The sequence below is a fragment of the Rhizobium sp. NFACC06-2 genome (assembly GCF_900101425.1).
In the GTDB taxonomy this organism is placed as follows: Bacteria; Pseudomonadota; Alphaproteobacteria; order Rhizobiales; family Rhizobiaceae; genus Agrobacterium; species Agrobacterium leguminum.
This window is the reverse complement of record NZ_FMVA01000007.1, coordinates 202,245-221,401: the sequence shown is the minus strand read 5'-3', so window position 1 is coordinate 221,401 and position 19,157 is coordinate 202,245. Positions and strand designations below refer to the sequence as shown.

19 protein-coding genes are annotated in these 19,157 nt (G+C 61.0%); 9 read left to right on the top strand and 10 right to left on the bottom strand.

Going from position 1 to position 19,157, the window contains the following annotated elements; all coding sequences use genetic code 11:
* Position 1: 1 nt before the first annotated feature.
* Together F3H58_RS14435 and moaA are read right to left on the bottom strand one after the other, a co-directional pair.
* The gene (locus tag F3H58_RS14435) at positions 2 to 970 is read right to left on the bottom strand and encodes a DMT family transporter (RefSeq protein WP_149742677.1); all 969 of its coding nucleotides are present in this window, start codon (positions 968 to 970) and stop codon (positions 2 to 4) included.
* Positions 971 to 1,141: 171 nt separating this feature from the next.
* On the bottom strand, positions 1,142 to 2,191 hold the full coding sequence (moaA, locus tag F3H58_RS14430) for a GTP 3',8-cyclase MoaA (protein ID WP_149742676.1): 1,050 nt from the start codon (positions 2,189 to 2,191) through the stop codon (positions 1,142 to 1,144).
* A gap of 132 nt (positions 2,192 to 2,323) precedes the next feature.
* Between moaA and F3H58_RS14425 the strand changes: the two genes are divergently transcribed.
* From F3H58_RS14425 to F3H58_RS14415, 3 genes are all read left to right on the top strand, one after another.
* The gene (locus tag F3H58_RS14425) at positions 2,324 to 2,692 is read left to right on the top strand and encodes a gamma-butyrobetaine hydroxylase family protein (RefSeq protein ID WP_003522738.1); all 369 of its coding nucleotides are present in this window, start codon (positions 2,324 to 2,326) and stop codon (positions 2,690 to 2,692) included.
* 278 nt (positions 2,693 to 2,970) lie between these two features.
* On the top strand, positions 2,971 to 4,782 hold the full coding sequence (locus F3H58_RS14420; protein WP_149742675.1) for a monovalent cation:proton antiporter-2 (CPA2) family protein: 1,812 nt from the start codon (positions 2,971 to 2,973) through the stop codon (positions 4,780 to 4,782).
* A gap of 54 nt (positions 4,783 to 4,836) precedes the next feature.
* Entirely contained in the window at positions 4,837 to 5,445 is a 609-nt protein-coding gene (locus tag F3H58_RS14415) for a pyridoxamine 5'-phosphate oxidase family protein (RefSeq protein WP_149742674.1), read from the top strand.
* 225 nt (positions 5,446 to 5,670) lie between these two features.
* On the opposite strand, the gene F3H58_RS14410 is transcribed toward F3H58_RS14415, so the two are convergent.
* From F3H58_RS14410 to F3H58_RS14375, 8 genes are all read right to left on the bottom strand, one after another.
* Positions 5,671 to 6,741: a GGDEF domain-containing protein gene (locus F3H58_RS14410; RefSeq protein ID WP_149742673.1), complete on the bottom strand. Its 1,071-nt coding sequence runs from the start codon at positions 6,739 to 6,741 to the stop codon at positions 5,671 to 5,673.
* A 506-nt stretch (positions 6,742 to 7,247) separates the two neighbouring features.
* Positions 7,248 to 8,465, bottom strand: a complete 1,218-nt coding sequence (locus tag F3H58_RS14405) for a molybdopterin molybdotransferase MoeA (protein ID WP_149742672.1) — start codon at positions 8,463 to 8,465, stop codon at positions 7,248 to 7,250.
* Positions 8,466 to 8,957 (bottom strand): cyclic pyranopterin monophosphate synthase MoaC, encoded by a 492-nt coding sequence (gene moaC, locus F3H58_RS14400; RefSeq protein ID WP_065655981.1) that lies wholly within the window; start codon positions 8,955 to 8,957, stop codon positions 8,466 to 8,468.
* Between the two features lie 7 nt (positions 8,958 to 8,964).
* Positions 8,965 to 9,780 (bottom strand): indole-3-glycerol phosphate synthase TrpC, encoded by an 816-nt coding sequence (trpC, locus tag F3H58_RS14395; RefSeq protein WP_149742671.1) that lies wholly within the window; start codon positions 9,778 to 9,780, stop codon positions 8,965 to 8,967.
* A 10-nt stretch (positions 9,781 to 9,790) separates the two neighbouring features.
* Positions 9,791 to 10,810, bottom strand: coding sequence for an anthranilate phosphoribosyltransferase (gene trpD, locus F3H58_RS14390; protein ID WP_127756917.1), 1,020 nt, complete (start codon positions 10,808 to 10,810; stop codon positions 9,791 to 9,793).
* A 16-nt stretch (positions 10,811 to 10,826) separates the two neighbouring features.
* Complete coding sequence (locus F3H58_RS14385) at positions 10,827 to 12,719, bottom strand: peptidylprolyl isomerase (RefSeq protein ID WP_149742670.1); 1,893 nt, start codon at positions 12,717 to 12,719, stop codon at positions 10,827 to 10,829.
* A gap of 268 nt (positions 12,720 to 12,987) precedes the next feature.
* The gene (locus F3H58_RS27550; protein WP_256387174.1) at positions 12,988 to 13,122 is read right to left on the bottom strand and encodes a hypothetical protein; all 135 of its coding nucleotides are present in this window, start codon (positions 13,120 to 13,122) and stop codon (positions 12,988 to 12,990) included.
* A 40-nt stretch (positions 13,123 to 13,162) separates the two neighbouring features.
* Positions 13,163 to 13,342 (bottom strand): hypothetical protein, encoded by a 180-nt coding sequence (locus F3H58_RS14375; protein WP_004442101.1) that lies wholly within the window; start codon positions 13,340 to 13,342, stop codon positions 13,163 to 13,165.
* A gap of 436 nt (positions 13,343 to 13,778) precedes the next feature.
* Here F3H58_RS14375 and coaD point away from each other — a divergent pair, with 436 nt between their 5' ends.
* The 6 genes from coaD (at position 13,779) to F3H58_RS14340 (ending at position 19,018) form a co-directional block, all read left to right on the top strand.
* Positions 13,779 to 14,273 (top strand): pantetheine-phosphate adenylyltransferase, encoded by a 495-nt coding sequence (coaD, locus tag F3H58_RS14365; RefSeq protein WP_149742666.1) that lies wholly within the window; start codon positions 13,779 to 13,781, stop codon positions 14,271 to 14,273.
* 29 nt (positions 14,274 to 14,302) lie between these two features.
* Positions 14,303 to 14,872, top strand: a complete 570-nt coding sequence (locus F3H58_RS14360; protein ID WP_004442095.1) for a peptidylprolyl isomerase — start codon at positions 14,303 to 14,305, stop codon at positions 14,870 to 14,872.
* A 36-nt stretch (positions 14,873 to 14,908) separates the two neighbouring features.
* On the top strand, positions 14,909 to 15,418 hold the full coding sequence (locus F3H58_RS14355; protein ID WP_149742665.1) for a peptidylprolyl isomerase: 510 nt from the start codon (positions 14,909 to 14,911) through the stop codon (positions 15,416 to 15,418).
* 192 nt (positions 15,419 to 15,610) lie between these two features.
* Positions 15,611 to 16,693: a tRNA preQ1(34) S-adenosylmethionine ribosyltransferase-isomerase QueA gene (gene queA / locus F3H58_RS14350; protein WP_149742664.1), complete on the top strand. Its 1,083-nt coding sequence runs from the start codon at positions 15,611 to 15,613 to the stop codon at positions 16,691 to 16,693.
* Positions 16,693 to 17,823, top strand: a complete 1,131-nt coding sequence (tgt, locus tag F3H58_RS14345) for a tRNA guanosine(34) transglycosylase Tgt (RefSeq protein WP_080856425.1) — start codon at positions 16,693 to 16,695, stop codon at positions 17,821 to 17,823. Before queA ends, tgt begins: the two co-directional genes overlap by 1 nt.
* A 37-nt stretch (positions 17,824 to 17,860) precedes the next feature.
* Positions 17,861 to 19,018, top strand: a complete 1,158-nt coding sequence (locus tag F3H58_RS14340) for an aminodeoxychorismate synthase component I (protein WP_149742663.1) — start codon at positions 17,861 to 17,863, stop codon at positions 19,016 to 19,018.
* Positions 19,019 to 19,157: the final 139 nt, after the last annotated feature.

Sequence of the window (19,157 nt, the reverse complement as noted above, 5' to 3'; positions counted from 1 at the left end):
GTCATTCTCCCGCCTCTTCCGTAACGGCAGCTTTCGTTACGGAAGCCGGCCGTACCGTGGTTGCGGCGGTAGGTGTGGCGGCTGCGCGCTTGGCCATCTGCGAGCGCTTGCGCAGGCTTTCGCGGTAGAAGGTATAAAGGCCCGAACCGATGACGATCATGGCGCCGACGATGGTGTAATTGTCGATCTTTTCGTTGAAGAAGAACACGCCGATCATGAAACCCCAGAGTAGGCCGGTATAACGGAACGGCGCGACGAAGGAGATTTCGCCTGATCTCATCGACAGTATGATCGCCTGATAACCGACCAGCACCAGAATGGCCGAAGCGGCCAGATGCGACACGATCATGAAGTTCATCGGTTGCCAGCCGCCGAAGGGCACGATCAGCAGGCCGCCCACCGCCATGTTGACGGAGGCGGTGATGACGGTGATGGCGAGCGAGGGCACATCGGCATACATTTTCCGGGTCAGCAGATCGCGCGCGGCGGTGACGGCGAGCGATGCGACGACCAGAAGCGCACCCGGCGTGAAGCCTTCGGGGCCGGGCCTGATGATGATGAGCACGCCGATAAAACCGACGATGATCGCCACCCAGCGCCGCCAGCCCACGGGTTCGCGCAGGAACAGCGCCGCACCCAGCGTCACCACCAGGGGCAGGGACTGCAATATGGCCGAAGCATTGGAGAATTCGATAAGGCCCAGCGCCGTCAGGTAGAGCACGGCCGCCGTTACCTCGCAGAGACAGCGCAGGATGATGATGGGGCGCAGGAGGGTTTTCAGCGGCCGGAGCGCGCCGAAATGGCGGGCGGCGATGTAGATCAGCACCACCGTCATGATGCCGCGGACGAACATAATCTGGCCGGTGTTGATATAGGGGGTGACGGATTTCGTCAGGGCGTCATTGGCCGTGAAGCTTGCCATGGCGAGCGCCATGAATAGGGCGCCGCGCGTATTGTCCGTCAATGCCATTCCAAAATATCCCAGACCATGCGCGGTTTTCCCGCCCGCCCTTTCGGGGCGATTTGGGCCGCCTTTCCGGCGTGACCGCGCATTCCTCCATGTAAAGAGACGTGGCACGGCACAGCCGGCATTTCAACCGTTTATATGGGTGGGTGGACGAGAAACAGTTTCAGCCGTCGCTCAGCCGCCGGTCATGCTCATATGGCGGGAGACGGCAGGCCGGTTGTGGGTGCGGTCGATGATGAAATCATGCCCCTTCGGCTTGCGCAGAAGGGCTTCATCGATGGCGCTGGAAAGATAGGCGTCGCTGTCGGAGGCGCGCAGCGCGGTGCGCAGATCGGCGGCGTCATCCTGGCCCAGGCACATATAAAGCGTGCCGGTGCATGTGAGGCGGACGCGATTGCAGCTTTCGCAGAAATTATGCGTCATCGGCGTGATGAAGCCGAGCCGGCCTCCGGTTTCCTTCACCGTCACGTAACGGGCGGGACCGCCGGTCTGGTAATCGCTGTCGATAAGTGTGAAGCTCTTTTCCAGATCGGCGCGCAACTGCGAAAGCGGCAGGTAGCGGTCTGTCCGGTCTTCCTCGATCTCGCCCATCGGCATGGTTTCGATGACCGTCAGGTCCATGCCGCGACCATGGGCAAAACGCATGAGATCGGGAATCTCGGCGTCGTTGAAGGCCTTCAGCGCCACCGCGTTCAGCTTGACCTTGATGCCCGCGGCCTGGGCGGCGTCGAGCCCCTCCATGACGCGGTCGAGATCGCCCCAGCGGGTGATGTGGCGGAATTTGTCGCGGTCGAGCGTATCGAGCGACACGTTGATGCGGCGCACGCCGCAATCGGCGAGTTCCGCGGCGAATTTCGCAAGCTGCGAGCCGTTGGTGGTCAGCGTCAGCTCGGTGAGCGCGCCTGTGTGCACGTGCCGACCGAGGTTCCTTACCAGCGACATGATGTTCTTGCGCACCAGCGGCTCGCCGCCGGTCAGCCTCAGCTTGCGCACGCCGCGCGTTATGAAGACGGAACAGAGCCGGTCGAGTTCTTCGAGCGTCAGAAGGTCCTTCTTCGGCAGGAAGGTCATGTGTTCGGACATGCAATAGGTACAGCGGAAATCGCAGCGGTCGGTGACGGAAACGCGCAGATAGGTGATGGCGCGGCCGAAAGGGTCCACCATCGGTGTGCTGTTTTCCGTCAGGGTTTTCGCTTCTTCAAGCGAGCCGGAGAAACCGTTCACGTCTCCATCCTCAATGCGCCTTGCGCCGGGCACACACGCCAAATGTGTGCTCTATTAGCTGATGTAGTGGCTTGCCTATCGTGAGGCAAGTCCGTAATTCTGACGCATATGACGAGCTTGCGGAAGTGAAAAATGAGCGATGCCTGGCCGACCGAGCTGCTTGTGTCGAAAGACCGGCGCGAACTGACCGTTTCCTTCGATGATGGAAGCGTTTACCGCCTTCAGGCCGAGATGCTGCGTGTGCTTTCGCCCTCGGCCGAGGTGCAGGGCCATGGGCCGGGACAAAAGGTCACAGTGCCCGGCAAACGCGATGTTACCATCCGTTCCATGGTCGCCACCGGCAATTATGCGGTTCGCATCGTTTTCGATGATGGCCACGATAGCGGCATCTACACCTGGAAATATCTGAAGGAACTGGGTGAGACCGGGGATGCGCTGTTTGCGGATTATGAGCGGCAGCTTGCCGAAAAGGGCTTGAGCAGGGAACCGCGATACCGGTAGAGAAAACATCGAGGGAAGCGCCCTTGTGAGAATGATGGCAAAGGGGTTGAAGAACTGGTGCGTTTGGCAACGTTGTTGCATCCGCGCTTCGTCACCCCGGACTTGATCCGGGGGCCAGCGCGATCAAGTCCTTGATCGCGGGAGAGTCCTTTCATGGCGCAGACGCGCCGTGGCTGGATGCCGGATCTAGTCCGGCATGACGGAGGAAATGTTCTTGCGCGTTGCCGATAATCGGACGAGGGCAAAGCTCTTGTCTCACTATTTAAACGGGGTGGCGTGTGGCTGTAGAAGCGAACGGAAATGATCTGGCCCAGGTGGTCGTGTTGCTGGCGGCGGGCGTTGTCGCCGCGCCGATCTTCAAGCGTATCGGCCTCGGTTCGGTGCTCGGCTATCTGGCCGCCGGCCTGGTGATCGGGCCTTACGGTCTTGGTTTTTTCTCCGATTCGCAGGCCATTCTGCATATAGCGGAACTCGGCGTGGTGATGTTCCTGTTCATCATCGGCCTTGAAATGCAGCCGTCGCGGCTGTGGTCGATGCGGCAGGATATTTTCGGGCTGGGGGCGCTGCAGGTGCTGGTCTGCATGGCGGGCCTGACATTGATCGGCGTCGGTCTCGGCTTTCCCGTCATCATGTCCTTCGTCGCCGGCACCGGTTTCGTGCTGACATCGACGGCGATCGTCATGCAGATGCTGCAGGAGCGCAACAGCATGTCCAGCCTGAAAGGCCAGCGCATCATCGCCATCCTGCTGTTCGAGGATCTGGCCATCGTGCCGCTGCTGGCGCTTGTCGCTTTCCTCGGTTCGGGCGGCGAACATGTCACGGCGTCGGAGCGCTGGGCTTCCGTCGGCATCGCGCTTGCCGCCGTCGGCGCGCTCATCCTTGCCGGGCGTTATCTTCTCAACCCGTTCTTTCGCCTGCTCGCGGCTTCCGGCGCGCGGGAGGTGATGACGGCCGCGGCGCTGCTGGTGGTGCTGGGTTCGGCGCTTCTGATGCAGGTGAGTGGCCTTTCCATGGCCATGGGCGCGTTTCTGGCCGGCGTGCTGCTGTCGGAATCCTCCTTCCGCCATCAGCTGGAGGCGGATATCGAGCCGTTCCGCGGCATTCTGCTCGGCCTGTTTTTCCTCGGCGTCGGCATGGCGATCGATCTTGCCGTCATCGCCTCCAACTGGCAACTCGTGGTCATCAGCGTTGCGGGCTACATGCTGCTCAAGGCCTTCCTGATCTATGGCGTGGCGCGGGCGCTCGGCACCACCCGGCGCGAAAGCCTGGAACGGGCGGTGCTGATGGCGCAGGGCGGCGAATTCGCCTTCGTGCTCTATTCTGCCGCCGTCAGCGCCGGCATTCTCGACCGGGAGGCGAACGCCATCCTGACGGCGACCATCATCATCTCCATGGTGCTGACGCCGCTGATGGTCATCCTGCATGACCGGCTGGTGCCGGCGGCGGTTCCCAATACCGACGATCTCGACGTGCCTGAAAATGTCGAGGGCAGCATTCTCCTTATCGGCTTCGGCCGTTTCGGCCAGATCGTCAGCCAGCCGCTTCTGGCGCGGGGCTATACGCTGTCGCTGATCGACAAGGATGCGGACTTCGTGCGCGATGCGGCGGAATTCGGTTTCAAGGTCTATTATGGCGACGGTTCGCGGGCGGAAATCCTGCATGCTGCCGGTGCGAGCACGGCGCGTGCCGTGCTTATCTGCGTCGACGACAAGGAGGCGGCCGTCAGGATCGCGGAGATCGTCAAGCACGAATTCCCGCTGGTGCCCGTTCTCGCCCGTGCTTACGACCGCGGCCATGCCATCGATCTGCTGAAGGCCGGCGTCGATTACCAGATCCGCGAAACGCTGGAATCGGCGCTGAATTTCAGCGAGGAAGTGCTGGGCGCCATAGGTGAGGAGCGGGAAGACGCCGCGCGTCTGGTGGAAGAATTCCGCGACCGCGACGAGGAGCGTTTCGCCATGGAAGTCGTCGGCGGCATCTATGCCGGCCGTTCGCTGATCCGTGGCAATGCCCAGCCGGCCGACCTCGTTGCCGCCCGCACCGCGCGCGAGCGGGCCGAGCGGGAAAAGGCGGAAGCGGCAGAGGAATAAGACGCCCCGGTCTTTCGGCGGCGACAGAGGGAATTGGCAGGGATAGGAACGCACATGACGATCATTCGCACGGTTGAGGAATTGAAGGCCATCTATGACGGCACGAGCGAGGCATCGATCGCCAAGGTGACGGCCACGCTGACGGCCGAATACCGGCTGATGATCGAGACTTCGCCCTTTCTGGCGTTGGCGACGGTCGGGCCGGAAGGCATGGACTGTTCGCCGCGCGGCGACAAGGGTGGCGTGGTCCGGGTGGCGGATGACAGGACGGTGCTTCTGCCGGACTGGCGCGGCAATAACCGCGTGGATTCGCTTCTGAACATCGTGCGCGATCCGCGCATGGCGCTGATGTTCCTGATACCCGGCTCGAATACGACGATGCGCATTAACGGCCGTGCTGTGGTCTCCGTCGATCCGGATCTGCTGGAAAGCTTCGAGATGGACGGCAAACATCCGCGCACCGTCATCGTGGTGACAATCGATGAAGTCTATTTCCAGTGCGCCCGGGCGCTGATGCGCTCGGAACTATGGAACCCCGATAATTTCGTCGACCCGGCCTCGCTTCCGACACCCGGTCTTCTGCTCAAGGCGGCCAAGGCGGAATTCGATCAGGAGACCTATGACCGGGAATGGGCGGCGCGGGCGGCGAAGACCATGTGGTGAGGCGCAGTAACAACCGACCATCGGACCGCTGAGGTAATCCTCGCATGGCTTACGCCATTGGCGAAAACGGAGCGCCTCACTCCGTCACCCCGGACTGGATCCGGGGTCTAGCGCGATCAATTCCTTGATCGCAAGAGGCTTTTTTCACGGCGCAGACGCGCCGTGACTGGATGCCGGATCAAGTCCGGCATGACGGAGGAGATAGTGGTGCACACACCACCATCCTTACGTCCGATAAATCAGCCAGTTCTTGCCGGTATAGTTCTTCTGCATGCCGTCCTCGTAATAGACGGAGCGGTTCCGGCCGGTTTCCTTGGCATGGTAGAGCGCGGTGTCGGCATGGCCGTAAAGCTCGCTCGGGTTGGTGGCCTGTGCGGCGGAAGCGAAGCCGAGGGAGATCGTCACCGTGCCGTAGTCGGCGCCCGATCTCGAATTGCGGAAGGGCGTGCTTTCCAGCGACAGGCGGATGCGCTCGCACATCACCATCACCTCTTCCGGCGTATTGCCGTCCAGAATGATGGCGAATTCCTCTCCGCCGCTTCTGGCGACAAAACCATCCTTGCGGACATTGGCGCGGATGACCGAGGCGACGGTGGCGAGAATCTTGTCGCCGACCGGATGGCCGAAAGTGTCGTTGATCCGCTTGAAATGATCGATATCGAGCAGGACGAGCGTGGTATATTGCAGGCCGATGGAGCTGTCATAGATGGATGCCAGCCGGTCGTCGAAAGCGCGCCGGTTGGACAGGCGCGTCAGCGAATCCGTATTGGCGATGCGCTTGTACTCATCCAGCTCAAGACGCACCTGATGCATTTCCTCGGCATGGCGGTTGACATCGTTGAAGGTCTTTTCGCCGTCGATGATCTTCGAGCCGGTGGCCTCGGCCAGTAGTGAAATCGCGTTCCTCAGAATATTGCTGCTGGCGGCATTCTTGTCATCGATGCGCTGGCGCGTTTCGCCGAGAATCCTGTTGTAGTTCTCGATGGAGGATTGTTCGCGCCTCAGCGTGCCCAGAAGGCCCTCCAGTTCGCGTCTGAGCTTCTCATGGGCATCGTCGACGGACCGGGCGGGATTGCCTTCCCCGTAACGTGAGGACAGCTCGTCCAGATCCTCCTGCGTGACCCGGTTTCCAAGCGCTGCCAGATCCTTCGTCAGGGCAGGGTTCGAACCGATATAGGCTTCGTAAAAGAGGCTGTAGTTACGCGGGATCGGCGAAACACCCATGCTCCGCATGGCATAGGCAATCTGCCCGGCAATGTCGGGCCCCGTGGTTTTGGGCGTGGATGCCGTGTTCATCAAGAAACTCCAGTGAGTCTGCTTATCGACTATGATTATTATTATGAAGGTCGTTTTGGAAAGCTTAATTTATGGGAAACTAATTTTTGTGCCCGGAAACTTCATTTCCGTCACTTTTTATCTTATTTAATTGATAAATATAAGTAATTTTCATTCTGAAGAATTCCGGAAATTTTTACCTCTACTATTCGCCTTGGTGACAGCATCGTATTTATTCTGTCAATCCCAATAACGGGATTCGTGTGATTTATTTTGGCACAACAATATGTAGAAATAATTCCGCGACGGAAAGCCATGGTGGTTTTTGAATTCGTGGAAATCCCGCCTATACGCGTTTTTTTTTATCATTCCTGTCGTGATACAGGAATGTTACAGTCTTGTCTTCGGTTCCCGTGCCATGCGGCACGCGGCGGTGCCGTTTAGTGACGGCGCGGCAAACATTCGGTAAGGTTCAGGAAGAGGCCAGTTATGTTGCCGGCCGCAGGTCCGGCCGTATCGCCTGCGTGTCAGGATCTCAGCCTGATGACCGCGCATTCCGCCCCGGCCGCCGCCGCCGGCGCATTCGGCGGGCGCACGATCAAGCCGTCGGAATGGGCCAATATCTTCATCATCGATGAATCCTGCTTCGAATGGGCTTCTGCCACCAGCAGGCCGTTTTCGTCCGTGCTGAAACGGGCGCGCAGATAATCCTGCCGGTGATCATTCGCTTTCAACGGCGTGGCGGTGCGGGCGGTCGTCGTGCGTTGCAGCGGTGCGCGGCGGGCGATGCTGCGGAGCAGCGGTTCGAGGAACAGTAGGCCGCAGACAAGGCTGGCAACCGGGTTTCCGGGCAGGCCCAGAACCTGCATGGCGCCGATGGACCCGACCATCAGCGGTTTTCCCGGACGCATGGCAATGCGCCAGAAATCGAGCTGCATGCCTTCCGCCTTCAAGGCTGCCTGAACGAGGTCATGGTCGCCGACGGAGGCGCCGCCGAGCGTCACCAGCACATCGACCTTCGCCGCGACCGCCTTGCCGATGGCGGCGCGGATCAGCCTGTCATTATCGGCGACGATGCCGAGATCGATAACCTCGGCCCCGGCCTGCCGGGCAAGGGCTGCGACGCCGAAGGTGTTGGAGGCGATGATCTGGGCGGGCTGCGGCGCGCTTCCCGGCGGCAGCAACTCATCGCCGGTGGCGAGGATGGCGATGCGCGGCCTGCGATAGACGGTGAGCGCGGCATGGTTCATAGCCGCCGCGAGCGTCAGGTCGGTGAAACCGAGTTCCCGCCCGGCCTTCAGGGCCGCTTCGCCTTCGGCAAAATCCTGTCCGCGCGGGCGGATATGTCGCCCGGCGGTGACGTCGAAGGCGGTGCGGATTTTTCCGCCCTCCAGCACTTCGGCATCTTCCTGAATGAGAACGGTGTCCGCACCCTGCGGCACGGGCGCGCCGGTGAAGATGCGCACGGCCTGGCCTTCACCCACCGTGCCGGTAAAAGCATGGCCGGCGGCGGCCTGACCGATGACGGTGAGGACCGAGCCGATCTCCGCCGCATCGGCGCTGCGCAGCGCATAACCGTCCATGGCCGAGGCATCGAAGGGGGGCTGGGTGAGGCGTGCACTGAGATCGGCCGAAAGAACCCGGCCATCGCATTCGGTAAGCGGCAGGGTTTCGCTTTCGGTCACCGGAACCGCTGCCTCCAGAAGGCGTCTTATGGCCTCATCCACGGGCAGCAGCGGTTTCATTCACGTCTCCTGTCGCCGGAAATCGCCGGATTTGCCGCCGCTCTTTTCCAGAAGGCGGATATTGACGATTTCCATCGCCTTGTCGGCGGCCTTGGCCATGTCATAGATCGTCAGGCAGGCGATGGATACGGCGGTCAGCGCTTCCATCTCCACGCCGGTCTTGCCGGACAGTTTTACCAGCGCTTCGACCCGCAGGCCGGGCAGGGCGGCGTCTTCGGTAATATCCACCGCCACCTTTGTCAGCATCAGCGGATGGCAGAGGGGGATGAGGTTTGCCGTCTGCTTGGCGGCCATGATGCCGGCGAGGCGTGCAGTGCCGATGACATCGCCCTTCTTGGCGTTGCCCTCGCGGATGAGCGCCAGCGTTTCCGGCTTCATCTTCACGAAGCCTTCGGCGACGGCAACACGGACGGTCTCGGCCTTGTCGCCGACATCGACCATATGCGCTTCGCCGCCGGCATCGATATGGGTGAGCTTTCCCGCTTCGCTCATCGGTGCATTATTCCGCTGCCAGAATGCCGGATTGGCCGGTCAGCAGCGCTTTGGTGGCCGCTGTCACATCGTCCTTGCGCATCAGGCTTTCGCCGACGAGGAAGGTGCCGATGCCGCTTTTTTCGAGACGCTTACAATCCTCGAAGGTGAAGATGCCGCTTTCGCCGACCAGCAGCTTTTCCGCCGGCACGAGGCCTGCGAGCTTCTCGCTGGTTTCGAGGCTGACTTCGAAGGTGCGCAGGTTGCGGTTGTTGATGCCGAGAAGCGGCGAGGCGAGCTTTAGCGCCCGTTCCGTTTCTTCCTCATCATGCACTTCCACCAGCACATCCATGCCGAGCGCGAAAGCCTCGTCTTCAAGGCGTTTCGCCTCGTCGTCGGACAGCGAGGCCATGATGAGGAGAATGCAGTCCGCGCCCCAGGCGCGGGCCTCATGCACCTGATAGGTCTCGAACATGAAATCCTTTCGCAGCGCCGGCAGGGCGCAGGCATTGCGGGCGGCGGTCAGGAATTCCGGGGCGCCCTGAAAGCTTGGGCTATCCGTCAGCACCGAAAGACAGGCGGCGCCACCGGCTTCATAGGCGGCGGCCAGCGCCGGCGGATCGAAATCCGGACGGATGAGGCCCTTGGAGGGGCTGGCCTTCTTGATTTCGGCGATCAGGCCGAACTTGCCTTCGGCCTGCTTTGTCCGGAGCGCCCTGTAGAAACCGCGCGGTGTGCTCTGGCCTGCGGCCATGGCCTTCAGGTCGGCCAGCGAAACCTTCGCCTTGGCGGCGGCGATTTCCTCGCGCTTGTAAATTTCGATCTTTTTCAGAATGTCGCTCATGATCTCGCTCTCATTCCTGATCCTCGTTGGACACGGCAACCAGACGGTCGAGCGCGGCTGCGGCCTTGCCGCTGTCCAGCGCCTCGCTGACGATCGCCATCGCCTGAGACAGGGTTTCGGCCTTGCCGGCGATAACCAGTGCTGCGGCCGCATTGCACAGCGACACGTCACGATAGGCGTTGCGTTTGCCGGACAGAACCTCGCGCAGCGCCGCCGCATTGGCAATGCCGTCTCCGCCCTTCAGATCTTCCATGGAAGCGGGCTCGACACCGAAATCCTTCGGCGTCAGGTCGAAGGTGCGGATCTTGCCATTTTCCAGTGCTGCGACATGGGTAACGCCCGTGGTCGTCACCTCGTCCATGCCGTCGCCATGCACGACCCAGATGCTTTCCGAACCCAGATCGCGCAGCACTTCGGCAAGCGGCACCAGCCAGCGCGGCGAAAAGACGCCGAGCAGTTGCCGTTTGGCGCCCGCCGGGTTGGAGAGGGGGCCGAGCAGGTTGAAGATTGTGCGCGTGCCGAGTTCGACGCGGCTTGGGCCGACATGGCGCATGGCCGAATGGTGGAGCTGCGCGAACATGAAACCGAGACCCGCCTCACTGATGCAGCGGGCGATGAGTTCCGGACCGATATCGAGCTTCACGCCGAGCGCGGAGAGCGCATCCGCCGTGCCGGATTTGGAGCTCAGCGCCCGGTTGCCGTGCTTGGCGACCGGCAGGCCCGTGCCGGCGACGATGATCGAGGCGAGCGTCGAGATATTATAGGTGCCGATGCCGTCACCGCCGGTGCCGACGATATCGATGGCATTGGCGGGGGCGGAAACCGGCAGCATGCGGGAGCGCATGGAGGAGACGGCGCCGACGATTTCGTCCACCGTTTCCCCGCGCACGCGCAGCGCCATCAGGAAACCGCCGATCTGCGACGGCGTGGCTTCGCCCGACATCAGAATGTCGAAAGCCGCCCGCGATTCCTCGCGGTTCAGGCTTTCTCCATTGGCGACCTTGGCGATCAGCGGCTTCAGTTCGGCCATCTTGTCGCCCCCCGCGTTAGAAGCCGACCATCGCCTGATCGGCGAGGGCCTGATTGATGGTGACACCATAGTCATTCTGCAGGCGGTTGACCATCTGGTCCAGCATGTCGTCGCCGGCCGCGCGGGCAATGGCGGCGAACTGCTGGTCGTCATTGGCGAGCGCGTCGGCAGGCGCATTGGTGTCGACCGAGGTGACCTTGAAGAGGATACGGCTGGAACCGTCGGCATCGGCCGCCGTGCCCACCTTGCCCTCCGCGCCGGAGAAGACCGCCGCGATCGTCTGCTGGCCGAAAATGGCGTCTTCGCTGTTGCGGCGCAGGCCGGACTTCTGTTCGACGGCAAGGCTCAGCTCACCGGCCACGGTTTCCAGCGTGTCGCCCTTTTCGACGCGCGCCTTCAGTTCCTCGGCCTTGGCGGCAAGCGCGTTGCGCTGCTGCTCCGCCGTCCAGTCAGCCACGACATCGTCGCGAACTTCGGCAAGTGTGCGGTCGCGGGCGGCGATGATCTGGTCGACATCGAACCAGATGTAGCCTTCACGGCCGAGATTGATCGGCAGCGCTTCCGTGCCGGGTTCGGTCTTGAAGACCTCCTGCGCGAGCTGCGGGGAGGGCAGGCCCTGAACCGCATCGCCCTTTTCATCGAGGCCGGAAGCGTCGATGGCGGCGATGGTGACGGGTTTCAGGTTCAGCTGAGTTGCGGCATCGGCGAGTGAAGAACCGCCGGCGCGCAGATCCTCGTAACGGTCGTGAACATTGGTGATTTCTTCCGCAGCGGCGGCGGTGGCGAGGTCCTTGCGGATATCTTCCTTCGCCTCTTCCAGCGTGCGGGTCGTTTCCGGCTTGATGCCGGTGACGCGCAGGAGGACGGGGCCGAAGGAACCCTGGACCACCGGCGATACGCCGCCATCCTTCTGGATGGCGAAAGCGGCCTCGGCAATCGACTGATCGGGGATGGTATCCCTGGTGAATTCGCCGAGGGTCACGTCGGAAGCGGTCTTGCCCTGATCCTTCACCACCTGGTCATAGGTGGTGTTGCCGAGGCGGATCTGCTCGGCGGCGGCCTCCGCCATTTCCTTTTCGGGGAAGGTCAGCTGCTCCACCGTGCGGCGGCCGGCGGTGCGGAAGCTATCCTTGTGGCTGTTATAATAATCGGCGATCTGGGCGTCGGTGACGGCTGCCTGATCGGCGATATCGGACGGCTCAAGCTTCACATAGGTGAACTTGCGGAACTCGGGCGCGCGATATTTCGTCTTGTTGGTTTCGAACCAGGGGGCAAGCACGTCGTCGCCCGGCGCCTTGACCGGCGGAATGACGGCGTTCGAAAGAATGACGTAATCGACGGCGCGCTGCTCGTTGCGATATTGCTTCAGCGCATCCACCAGCACCTGCGGCGCGGCAAAACCGTCGGAAACGGCTTCGACGATCTGGCTGCGGACGGCCACCTTGCTGCGTTCCTTGATATAGTCATCCTCGCGGAAACCGGAATTGCGCAGGCGCTCGCTGAAGAGATTGCGGTCGAACTGGCCGTTGACCGCCTTGAAGGCCGGGTCTTCGGCGATGAGATTGGCGAGGCGGTTTTCCGAAAGGCCGAGATTCATCTTCGAGGCCAGCTCGTCAAGCGCTGCACCGGCCGCAAGCTGGCTGAACACCTGGCGGTCGATGCCGAAGGCCTTGGCCTGCTCGGTCGTCAGCCTTGTGCCGAACTGGCGGCTGAGATCGGAAATCTGGCGCTGATAGGCGAGGCGGAATTCCTCCGGGCTGACCGTCTGGTCGCCCACCGTCATGACGGCGTGGGAATTGGCGGTGACAAGCGATGCGGAAACGCCCCAGATGCCAAAAGAGACAACAAGCAGGAGAAGCAGCAGCTTGGCTGCCATGGTTCGAGAAGCATTTCTCAGGGAATCGAGCATCGTTATGCAAACCTCACAGGAACGTCATTGCGGTCGCCGGCTGTCCGGCCCGCAACGTATCGGCGTTCCTTAAATCAATCCAAACGGAAATTGAAGGGAATTTGCCTTGGAAAAACGGGGTTTTGAAAACGCTTGTGTGATTGGAGGCGGGATTTTCCGCCATCATCTTCGCCGCGTTGCCCCCGCGAAGCGCAAAATAAAACCGCCCGGAAGGTCCAGGCGGTTGAAAAGCATCACTTTTAAGCGGCCGTCTGCCCGGCTGCCGCGCTCAGAAGGCGCGGTCGCGCCGGATCATCGCCTTGAATTCCTCGTCTTCACGTCGCATTTCGGCGACCACGGAGATCATCGATGTCACGAACATAACGCTGATCAGGGCAAGAAGCATTGTCAGAAATGTGAACATGATATCGTCTCCGGGAGTTTCGAGAAAATTCTCTCCGTTATCAGTAGTAATTCATATACTGATAACGGGCGGTCAGCTGCGGATAATCCGGGCCCAGCTTTTCAGGCTTCTGTTCATAAAGGCTAAACGTCGTTGCTACCATTGCGATAACCAGTACTGTCCAGGCGGTGCTGATGACGCTGATTTTCGCCGAAGTAGACTGTTTTTCTCTTACAAACATCTGTCCGTTCCTTTGGTTCTTTTTTAACGCGCCATGTCCAAACATGTTCCGCGTCAATCGTAAAAATCGATTAGCATCGCGCCTGTGAAACTTCCTTGAATGGTTCGTTCATCTGGCGTTCAGGAAACTGGCTAAGGCCGTCATTCGAGAAAAATATACTCGGCAGCGAATGAAGCGATGATCGAAAGGACGATCATGAAGGCGAGCATTTTCAATTCTCCGGATGCTTAACGAGTGAGGGGCGTTTCGGTTTCCCGATGCCGTGCATTTAAACAAAATAGCTGTGAAACCGCACTGAACGGCCCATTCATCGCGGGTTCACGCCGCAGCCGCGCTTGTGAGGGGTGGTTATAAAGTCTTGCGCCGCGTGCCTCTCCATGACAAAAGGCGGCACATATGCTGAAGCGTCGAGACGCGCCCACCATCTGAGAGCGATATGACGATTGCCTTTTATCCAGGATCCTTCGATCCGATGACCAACGGACATCTGGATGTGCTTATTCAGGCGCTGAACGTGGCGTCGAAAGTCATCGTTGCGGTCGGCATTCATCCCGGAAAAGCGCCGCTGTTCAGCTTCGAGGAGCGGGCAGGGCTGATAAAGCGGGCGCTTGCCGAACATCTGCCGGGCGAAGCGTCCCGCATGGAAGTCGTCTCCTTCGATAATCTCGTCGTCGATGCCGCCCGCCAGCACGGCGCGCGCCTTCTGCTGCGCGGCCTGCGCGACGGCACCGATCTCGATTATGAAATGCAGATGGCCGGGATGAACCGCCAGATGGCGCCCGATATCCAGACCGTATTCCTGCCCGCCGGCACCTCGTCGCGACCCATTACAGCCACATTGGTCCGGCAGATCGCCGCCATGGGCGGCAATGTCGACGCCTTCGTGCCGAAAGCCGTGCTTGAAGCCCTCAACGCCAAGCTGAAGCGCTGACTTCAGCCTCACATTCTGGAGCCAATCCGATGAAACTCGTTCGATTTGCCTTTGCCGGCGCCATGTTTGCAGGCGCTCTCGCCGCCAGCACCTTCGCTTCCGCCGCCGAACTCCTGACCGTGCAGTTGAAGGACGGCCCCGTTGTCATCGAACTGATGCCGGATGTCGCGCCCAAGCACGTGGCGCAGATCGAGGCGCTGGCCAAGAAGGGCGCTTATGACAATGTCGCCTTCCACCGCGTCATCGACGGTTTCATGGCGCAGACCGGCGACGTGCAGTATGGCAACATGGAGAAGGGCTTCAGCGCCCAGCGTGCGGGCACCGGCGGTTCCGACCTGCCGGATATTCCGGCCGAATTCTCCAAGGTTCCATTCACGCGCGGCGTGGTCGGCATGGCCCGCTCGCAGGATCCGAATTCCGCCAATTCGCAGTTCTTCATCATGTTTGCCGACGGTCCGTTCCTGAACGGCCAATATACCGTGGTCGGCAAGGTCGTGTCCGGCATGGAAGCCGTGGACAAGATCAAGCGCGGGCAGGGCAGCAACGGCGAAGTTTCCAACCCCGACCGGATGATCAAGGTCACCGTCGGCAAGAAGTAAGGTAGGGCAATAGAGCCCGAACAGAGGAGAATAACCATGGCCGAGATCAAGGATCCGGAAAACACCATCATCATGGAAACGACGACCGGCAAGGTCGTGATCCAGCTGCTTCCGGAAGTTGCGCCTGGCCACGTTGCCCGCATCAAGGAACTCGTCTCGGAAGGCGCTTACGATGGCGTCGTTTTCCACCGCGTCATCGAAGACTTCATGGCCCAGACGGGCGACGTGAAGTTCGGCAAGAAGGGTTCGGAAAGCTTCAACCCGGCACGCGCCGGCATGGGCGGCTCCGACAAGCCGGACCTGAAGGCCGAGTTCTCCGCCATTCCGCACGTGCGCGGTACCTGCTCCATGGCCCGTTCGCAGAACCCGAACTCCGCCAACTCGCAGTTCTTCATCTGCTTCACGGATTCTCCGTGGCTCAACAAGCAGTACACCGTCTGGGGCCAGGTCATCGAAGGCATGGAAGCCATCGACAAGGTCAAGCGCGGCGAGCCGGTGAAGGACCCCGATTCGATCGTTTCCATCAAGCTCGCTTCTGCGGCCTGAGGATAGCGTATAAAGTGTTTACCCGCTCCGCAGGAAACTGCGGGGCGTTTCACATTGATGACAAGGGTGCCAACCTCTCAGCCGTCATCCTCGGGACAAGCCCGAGGATGATGTCTCGTTAGACGAAGCCTTGTCACTACCCACCACCCGCCCCATTGAGGGCGGGTTTTGATATTTTCGAGAGCCCTTGCAATGCGTGTAGACCTGTTCGATTTCGATCTGCCCGAGGAAAATATTGCCCTGCGCCCGGCGAACCCGCGCGACAGCGCGCGCCTGTTGGTGGTCGATCCGAATGAGAACCGCATGGAAGACCATCGCGTCTTCGATCTGCCATCCTTCCTGAAGCCTGGCGATGCGCTGGTGTTCAACGACACCCGCGTCATTCCCGCCCAGCTTGAAGGTGTGCGACTGCGCGAAGGCGCGCCGGAGACGGCGGTTTCGGCCACGCTGCACATGCGCGCCGATCAATCCCGCTGGAAAGCCTTCGCGCGTCCCGGCAAGCGCATCAAGCAGGGCGACCGCATCCGTTTCGGTTACGAGCGGGACAATGCCTGCGGCCTTGCCCATCTGGAAGCCACCGTCGAGGAAAAGGGCGAGGAGGGCGAGATCACGCTGCTGTTCGACGTCTCCGGCCCGGTGCTGGATGAGGCGATTGCCTCGGTCGGCCATATTCCGCTGCCGCCCTATATCGCCGCCAAGCGACCGGAAGATGCGCAGGACCAGACGGACTACCAGACCATCTACGCCCGCGAGAAGGGTGCGGTTGCCGCTCCCACCGCCGGGCTGCACTTCACACCCGATCTGTTCGAAGCACTGGACAAGGCCGGTATCGAGAGGCATTTCGTGACGCTTCACGTTGGGGCAGGCACCTTCCTCCCGGTGAAGGCTGACGATACCGACGACCACAAGATGCATTTCGAGATCGGCCATGTTTCGCGGGAAACGGCCGACAAGCTGAATGCGGTGAAGGCGCGCGGCGGGCGCATCGTCTGCGTCGGCACCACCTCGCTGCGCCTGATCGAAAGTGCGGCGGCCGAAGATGGCACCATTCACCCATGGTCGGATGCGACCGGCATCTTCATCACGCCGGGATACCGCTTCCGCGCGGTCGATATTCTGATGACGAATTTCCACCTGCCGAAATCGACGCTGTTCATGCTGGTTTCGGCTTTCTGCGGTCTCGAAACGATGCGTGACGCTTACAGGCACGCCATCGAAACCGGATACCGCTTCTATTCCTATGGCGATTCCAGCCTGTTGTTCCGGAAAAACTGATGCACGACAAATTCACCTTCACCCTGAAAGCCACGAGCGGCGGCGCGCGCCTCGGCGAAGTCGCCATGCCGCGCGGCGTCATCCGCACGCCCGCCTTCATGCCGGTCGGCACGGTCGGCACCGTCAAGGCCATGTATCTCGATCAGGTGCGGGAGCTGGGGGCCGATATCATTCTCGGCAATACCTATCACCTGATGCTGCGGCCGGGTCCGGAGCGTGTTGCCCGCCTTGGCGGTCTGCATGAGCTGATCCGCTGGCCGCATCCGATCCTCACCGATAGCGGCGGTTTTCAGGTGATGTCGCTTTCCGGCCTGCGCAAGCTCGACGAGAAGGGCGTGACCTTCAAGAGCCATGTGGACGGTTCGCTGCATCATATGTCGCCGGAACGCTCGATTGAAATTCAGGGCATGCTCGATTCGGATATCCAGATGCAGCTCGATGAATGCATCGCGCTGCCGGCCGAGCGCAAGGAAATCGAGCGCGCCATGGAAATGTCGCTGCGCTGGGCCGAGCGCTGCCGCGTCGCCTTTGGCGAGCAGCCCGGCAAGGCCATGTTCGGCATCGTGCAGGGCGGCGACCAGCCGGATCTGCGCATCCGTTCCGCAGAGGGCCTCAAGCAGCTCGATCTCAAGGGTTACGCGGTGGGCGGCCTTGCCGTTGGCGAGCCGCAGGATGTGATGCTCGGCATGCTCGATATCACCCTGCCGGTGCTGCCCACCGAAAAGCCGCGTTACCTGATGGGCGTCGGCACGCCCGATGACATCCTGAAATCGGTGGCGCGGGGTATCGACATGTTCGACTGCGTGATGCCGACCCGTTCCGGCCGTCACGGGCTTGCCTTTACCCGTCGCGGCAAGGTCAATATCCGCAATGCCCGCCATGCCGAGGATATGCGCCCGCTCGACGAGCAGTCCAACTGCCCGGCCTCGCGCGATTATTCCCGTGCCTATCTGCACCATCTCACCCGCGCCAATGAGGCGCTGGGCGGCATGCTGCTTTCCTGGCACAATCTTGCCTATTATCAGGAGCTGATGCAGGGTATCCGCAAGTCTATCGAGGAAGGCCGTTTCGCCGATTTTTATGCGGAAACCATCGAAATGTGGGCGCGGGGCGATATAGACCCCATCTGACTCTTCCCGACTTTTTCTCCTGTTTCGGACGCTTTCCTTGGCACACGCGCCTTACGTTCTTTTCCGGGATGACACGACCGGCACGGTGACAGCCTTCACCGAGCCGGAAGAGATCATCGTCGCGGACGAGCCGGCGTCGTTTTTTGCTGCGCTCAAGCGCATGGAAGAGCTGCGCCGGGCCGGGAAATACCTCGCCGGCTATATGTCCTACGAAGCGGGTTTCCTGTTCGAGCCGAAGCTTGCGCCTTTCGCGGACGAGCCTCGCAACATGCCGTTTCTCAATTTCGGCGTCTTTTCCGGCCCGCAGCCGGATGAGGGTCGGTTCGCGCGCCTGACAAATCTGCCGGATGCGGATGCGTTTCTGTCCGATCCCGTGCCGGCATGGAGCCTTGAAGACTATTGCCAGCGTTTCGAGCGTCTGCACGGGCATCTGCGTCGCGGCGACTGTTACCAGGGCAATTTGACCATGCCGGTCCATGCCCGCTGGAGCGGCGATCCGCTGACGGCCTTCTGGTCGCTGATCGAACGGCAGCCGGTGAAATATGGCGCGCTGGTCGATCTCGGCGGCCCGGTCATCCTGTCGCGCTCACCGGAACTGTTCTTCTCGGTTGACGGGCAAGGTTTCATCGAAACCCATCCGATGAAGGGAACGACGCCGCGCGGGGCCGATGCGGCAGAAGACCGGGCGATTATCGCGGCGATGCTTGCGGATGAAAAGACGCTCGCCGAAAACCGCATGATTGTCGATCTGCTGCGCAACGATATTTCGCGCATCACCGAGGTCGGCAGCCTGCATGTGCCGCGCCTGTTCGATATCGAGTCCTATCCGACCGTACACCAGATGGTCAGCCACGTCAGGGCGAAGCTTCTGCCAGAGGTGACGGTGGAAGACATCTTCGCCGCCTTGTTTCCCTGCGGCTCGGTAACGGGCGCGCCCAAAATGTGGGCCATGAAAATCCTGCGCGAGCTGGAAGCGACGCCGCGCGACGCCTATTGCGGCGCAATCGGCTTCATGTCTCCAAGTGGTGAGATGCGGTTCTCCGTGGCGATCCGCACGCTCAGCCTGTTCGACGACGGCCGTGCCGTCTTCAATGTCGGCGGCGGTATCGTGTTCGATTCCGTTGCCGAGGCGGAATATGACGAGTGTCTGCTGAAATCGAAATTCGCGGTGGGGGACAGGTTGCTGCGGGGTTAGTCGCCTCCCTCATTCCTGTGCTTGTCACAGGAATCCAGCCAGCCCAAGTCCTTGGCTGAAAAGACTTCTCCCGCCGCACAGACGTGCGTCGACTGGATTCCTGTGACAAGCACAGGAATGAGGGAGGTTGGAGGAAGCT

Bases quoted from the DNA above. Each gene is read 5' to 3' on its own strand.
- F3H58_RS14355 (WP_149742665.1), top strand. From the start codon at position 14,909: ATGGCCGAGATCAAGGATCCGGAAAACACCATCATCATGGAAACGACG.
- trpC (WP_149742671.1), bottom strand. From the start codon at position 9,780: ATGAGCGACATTCTGAAAAAGATCGAAATTTACAAGCGCGAGGAAATC.
- F3H58_RS27550 (WP_256387174.1), bottom strand. From the start codon at position 13,122: ATGTTCACATTTCTGACAATGCTTCTTGCCCTGATCAGCGTTATGTTC.
- F3H58_RS14425 (WP_003522738.1), top strand. From the start codon at position 2,324: ATGAGCGATGCCTGGCCGACCGAGCTGCTTGTGTCGAAAGACCGGCGC.
- F3H58_RS14405 (WP_149742672.1), bottom strand. From the start codon at position 8,465: ATGAAACCGCTGCTGCCCGTGGATGAGGCCATAAGACGCCTTCTGGAG.
- queA (WP_149742664.1), top strand. From the start codon at position 15,611: ATGCGTGTAGACCTGTTCGATTTCGATCTGCCCGAGGAAAATATTGCC.
- tgt (WP_080856425.1), top strand. From the start codon at position 16,693: ATGCACGACAAATTCACCTTCACCCTGAAAGCCACGAGCGGCGGCGCG.
- F3H58_RS14435 (WP_149742677.1), bottom strand. From the start codon at position 970: ATGGCATTGACGGACAATACGCGCGGCGCCCTATTCATGGCGCTCGCC.
- coaD (WP_149742666.1), top strand. From the start codon at position 13,779: ATGACGATTGCCTTTTATCCAGGATCCTTCGATCCGATGACCAACGGA.
- trpD (WP_127756917.1), bottom strand. From the start codon at position 10,810: ATGGCCGAACTGAAGCCGCTGATCGCCAAGGTCGCCAATGGAGAAAGC.
- moaC (WP_065655981.1), bottom strand. From the start codon at position 8,957: ATGAGCGAAGCGGGAAAGCTCACCCATATCGATGCCGGCGGCGAAGCG.
- F3H58_RS14360 (WP_004442095.1), top strand. From the start codon at position 14,303: ATGAAACTCGTTCGATTTGCCTTTGCCGGCGCCATGTTTGCAGGCGCT.
- F3H58_RS14410 (WP_149742673.1), bottom strand. From the start codon at position 6,741: ATGAACACGGCATCCACGCCCAAAACCACGGGGCCCGACATTGCCGGG.
- F3H58_RS14385 (WP_149742670.1), bottom strand. From the start codon at position 12,719: ATGCTCGATTCCCTGAGAAATGCTTCTCGAACCATGGCAGCCAAGCTG.
- F3H58_RS14415 (WP_149742674.1), top strand. From the start codon at position 4,837: ATGACGATCATTCGCACGGTTGAGGAATTGAAGGCCATCTATGACGGC.
- F3H58_RS14375 (WP_004442101.1), bottom strand. From the start codon at position 13,342: ATGTTTGTAAGAGAAAAACAGTCTACTTCGGCGAAAATCAGCGTCATC.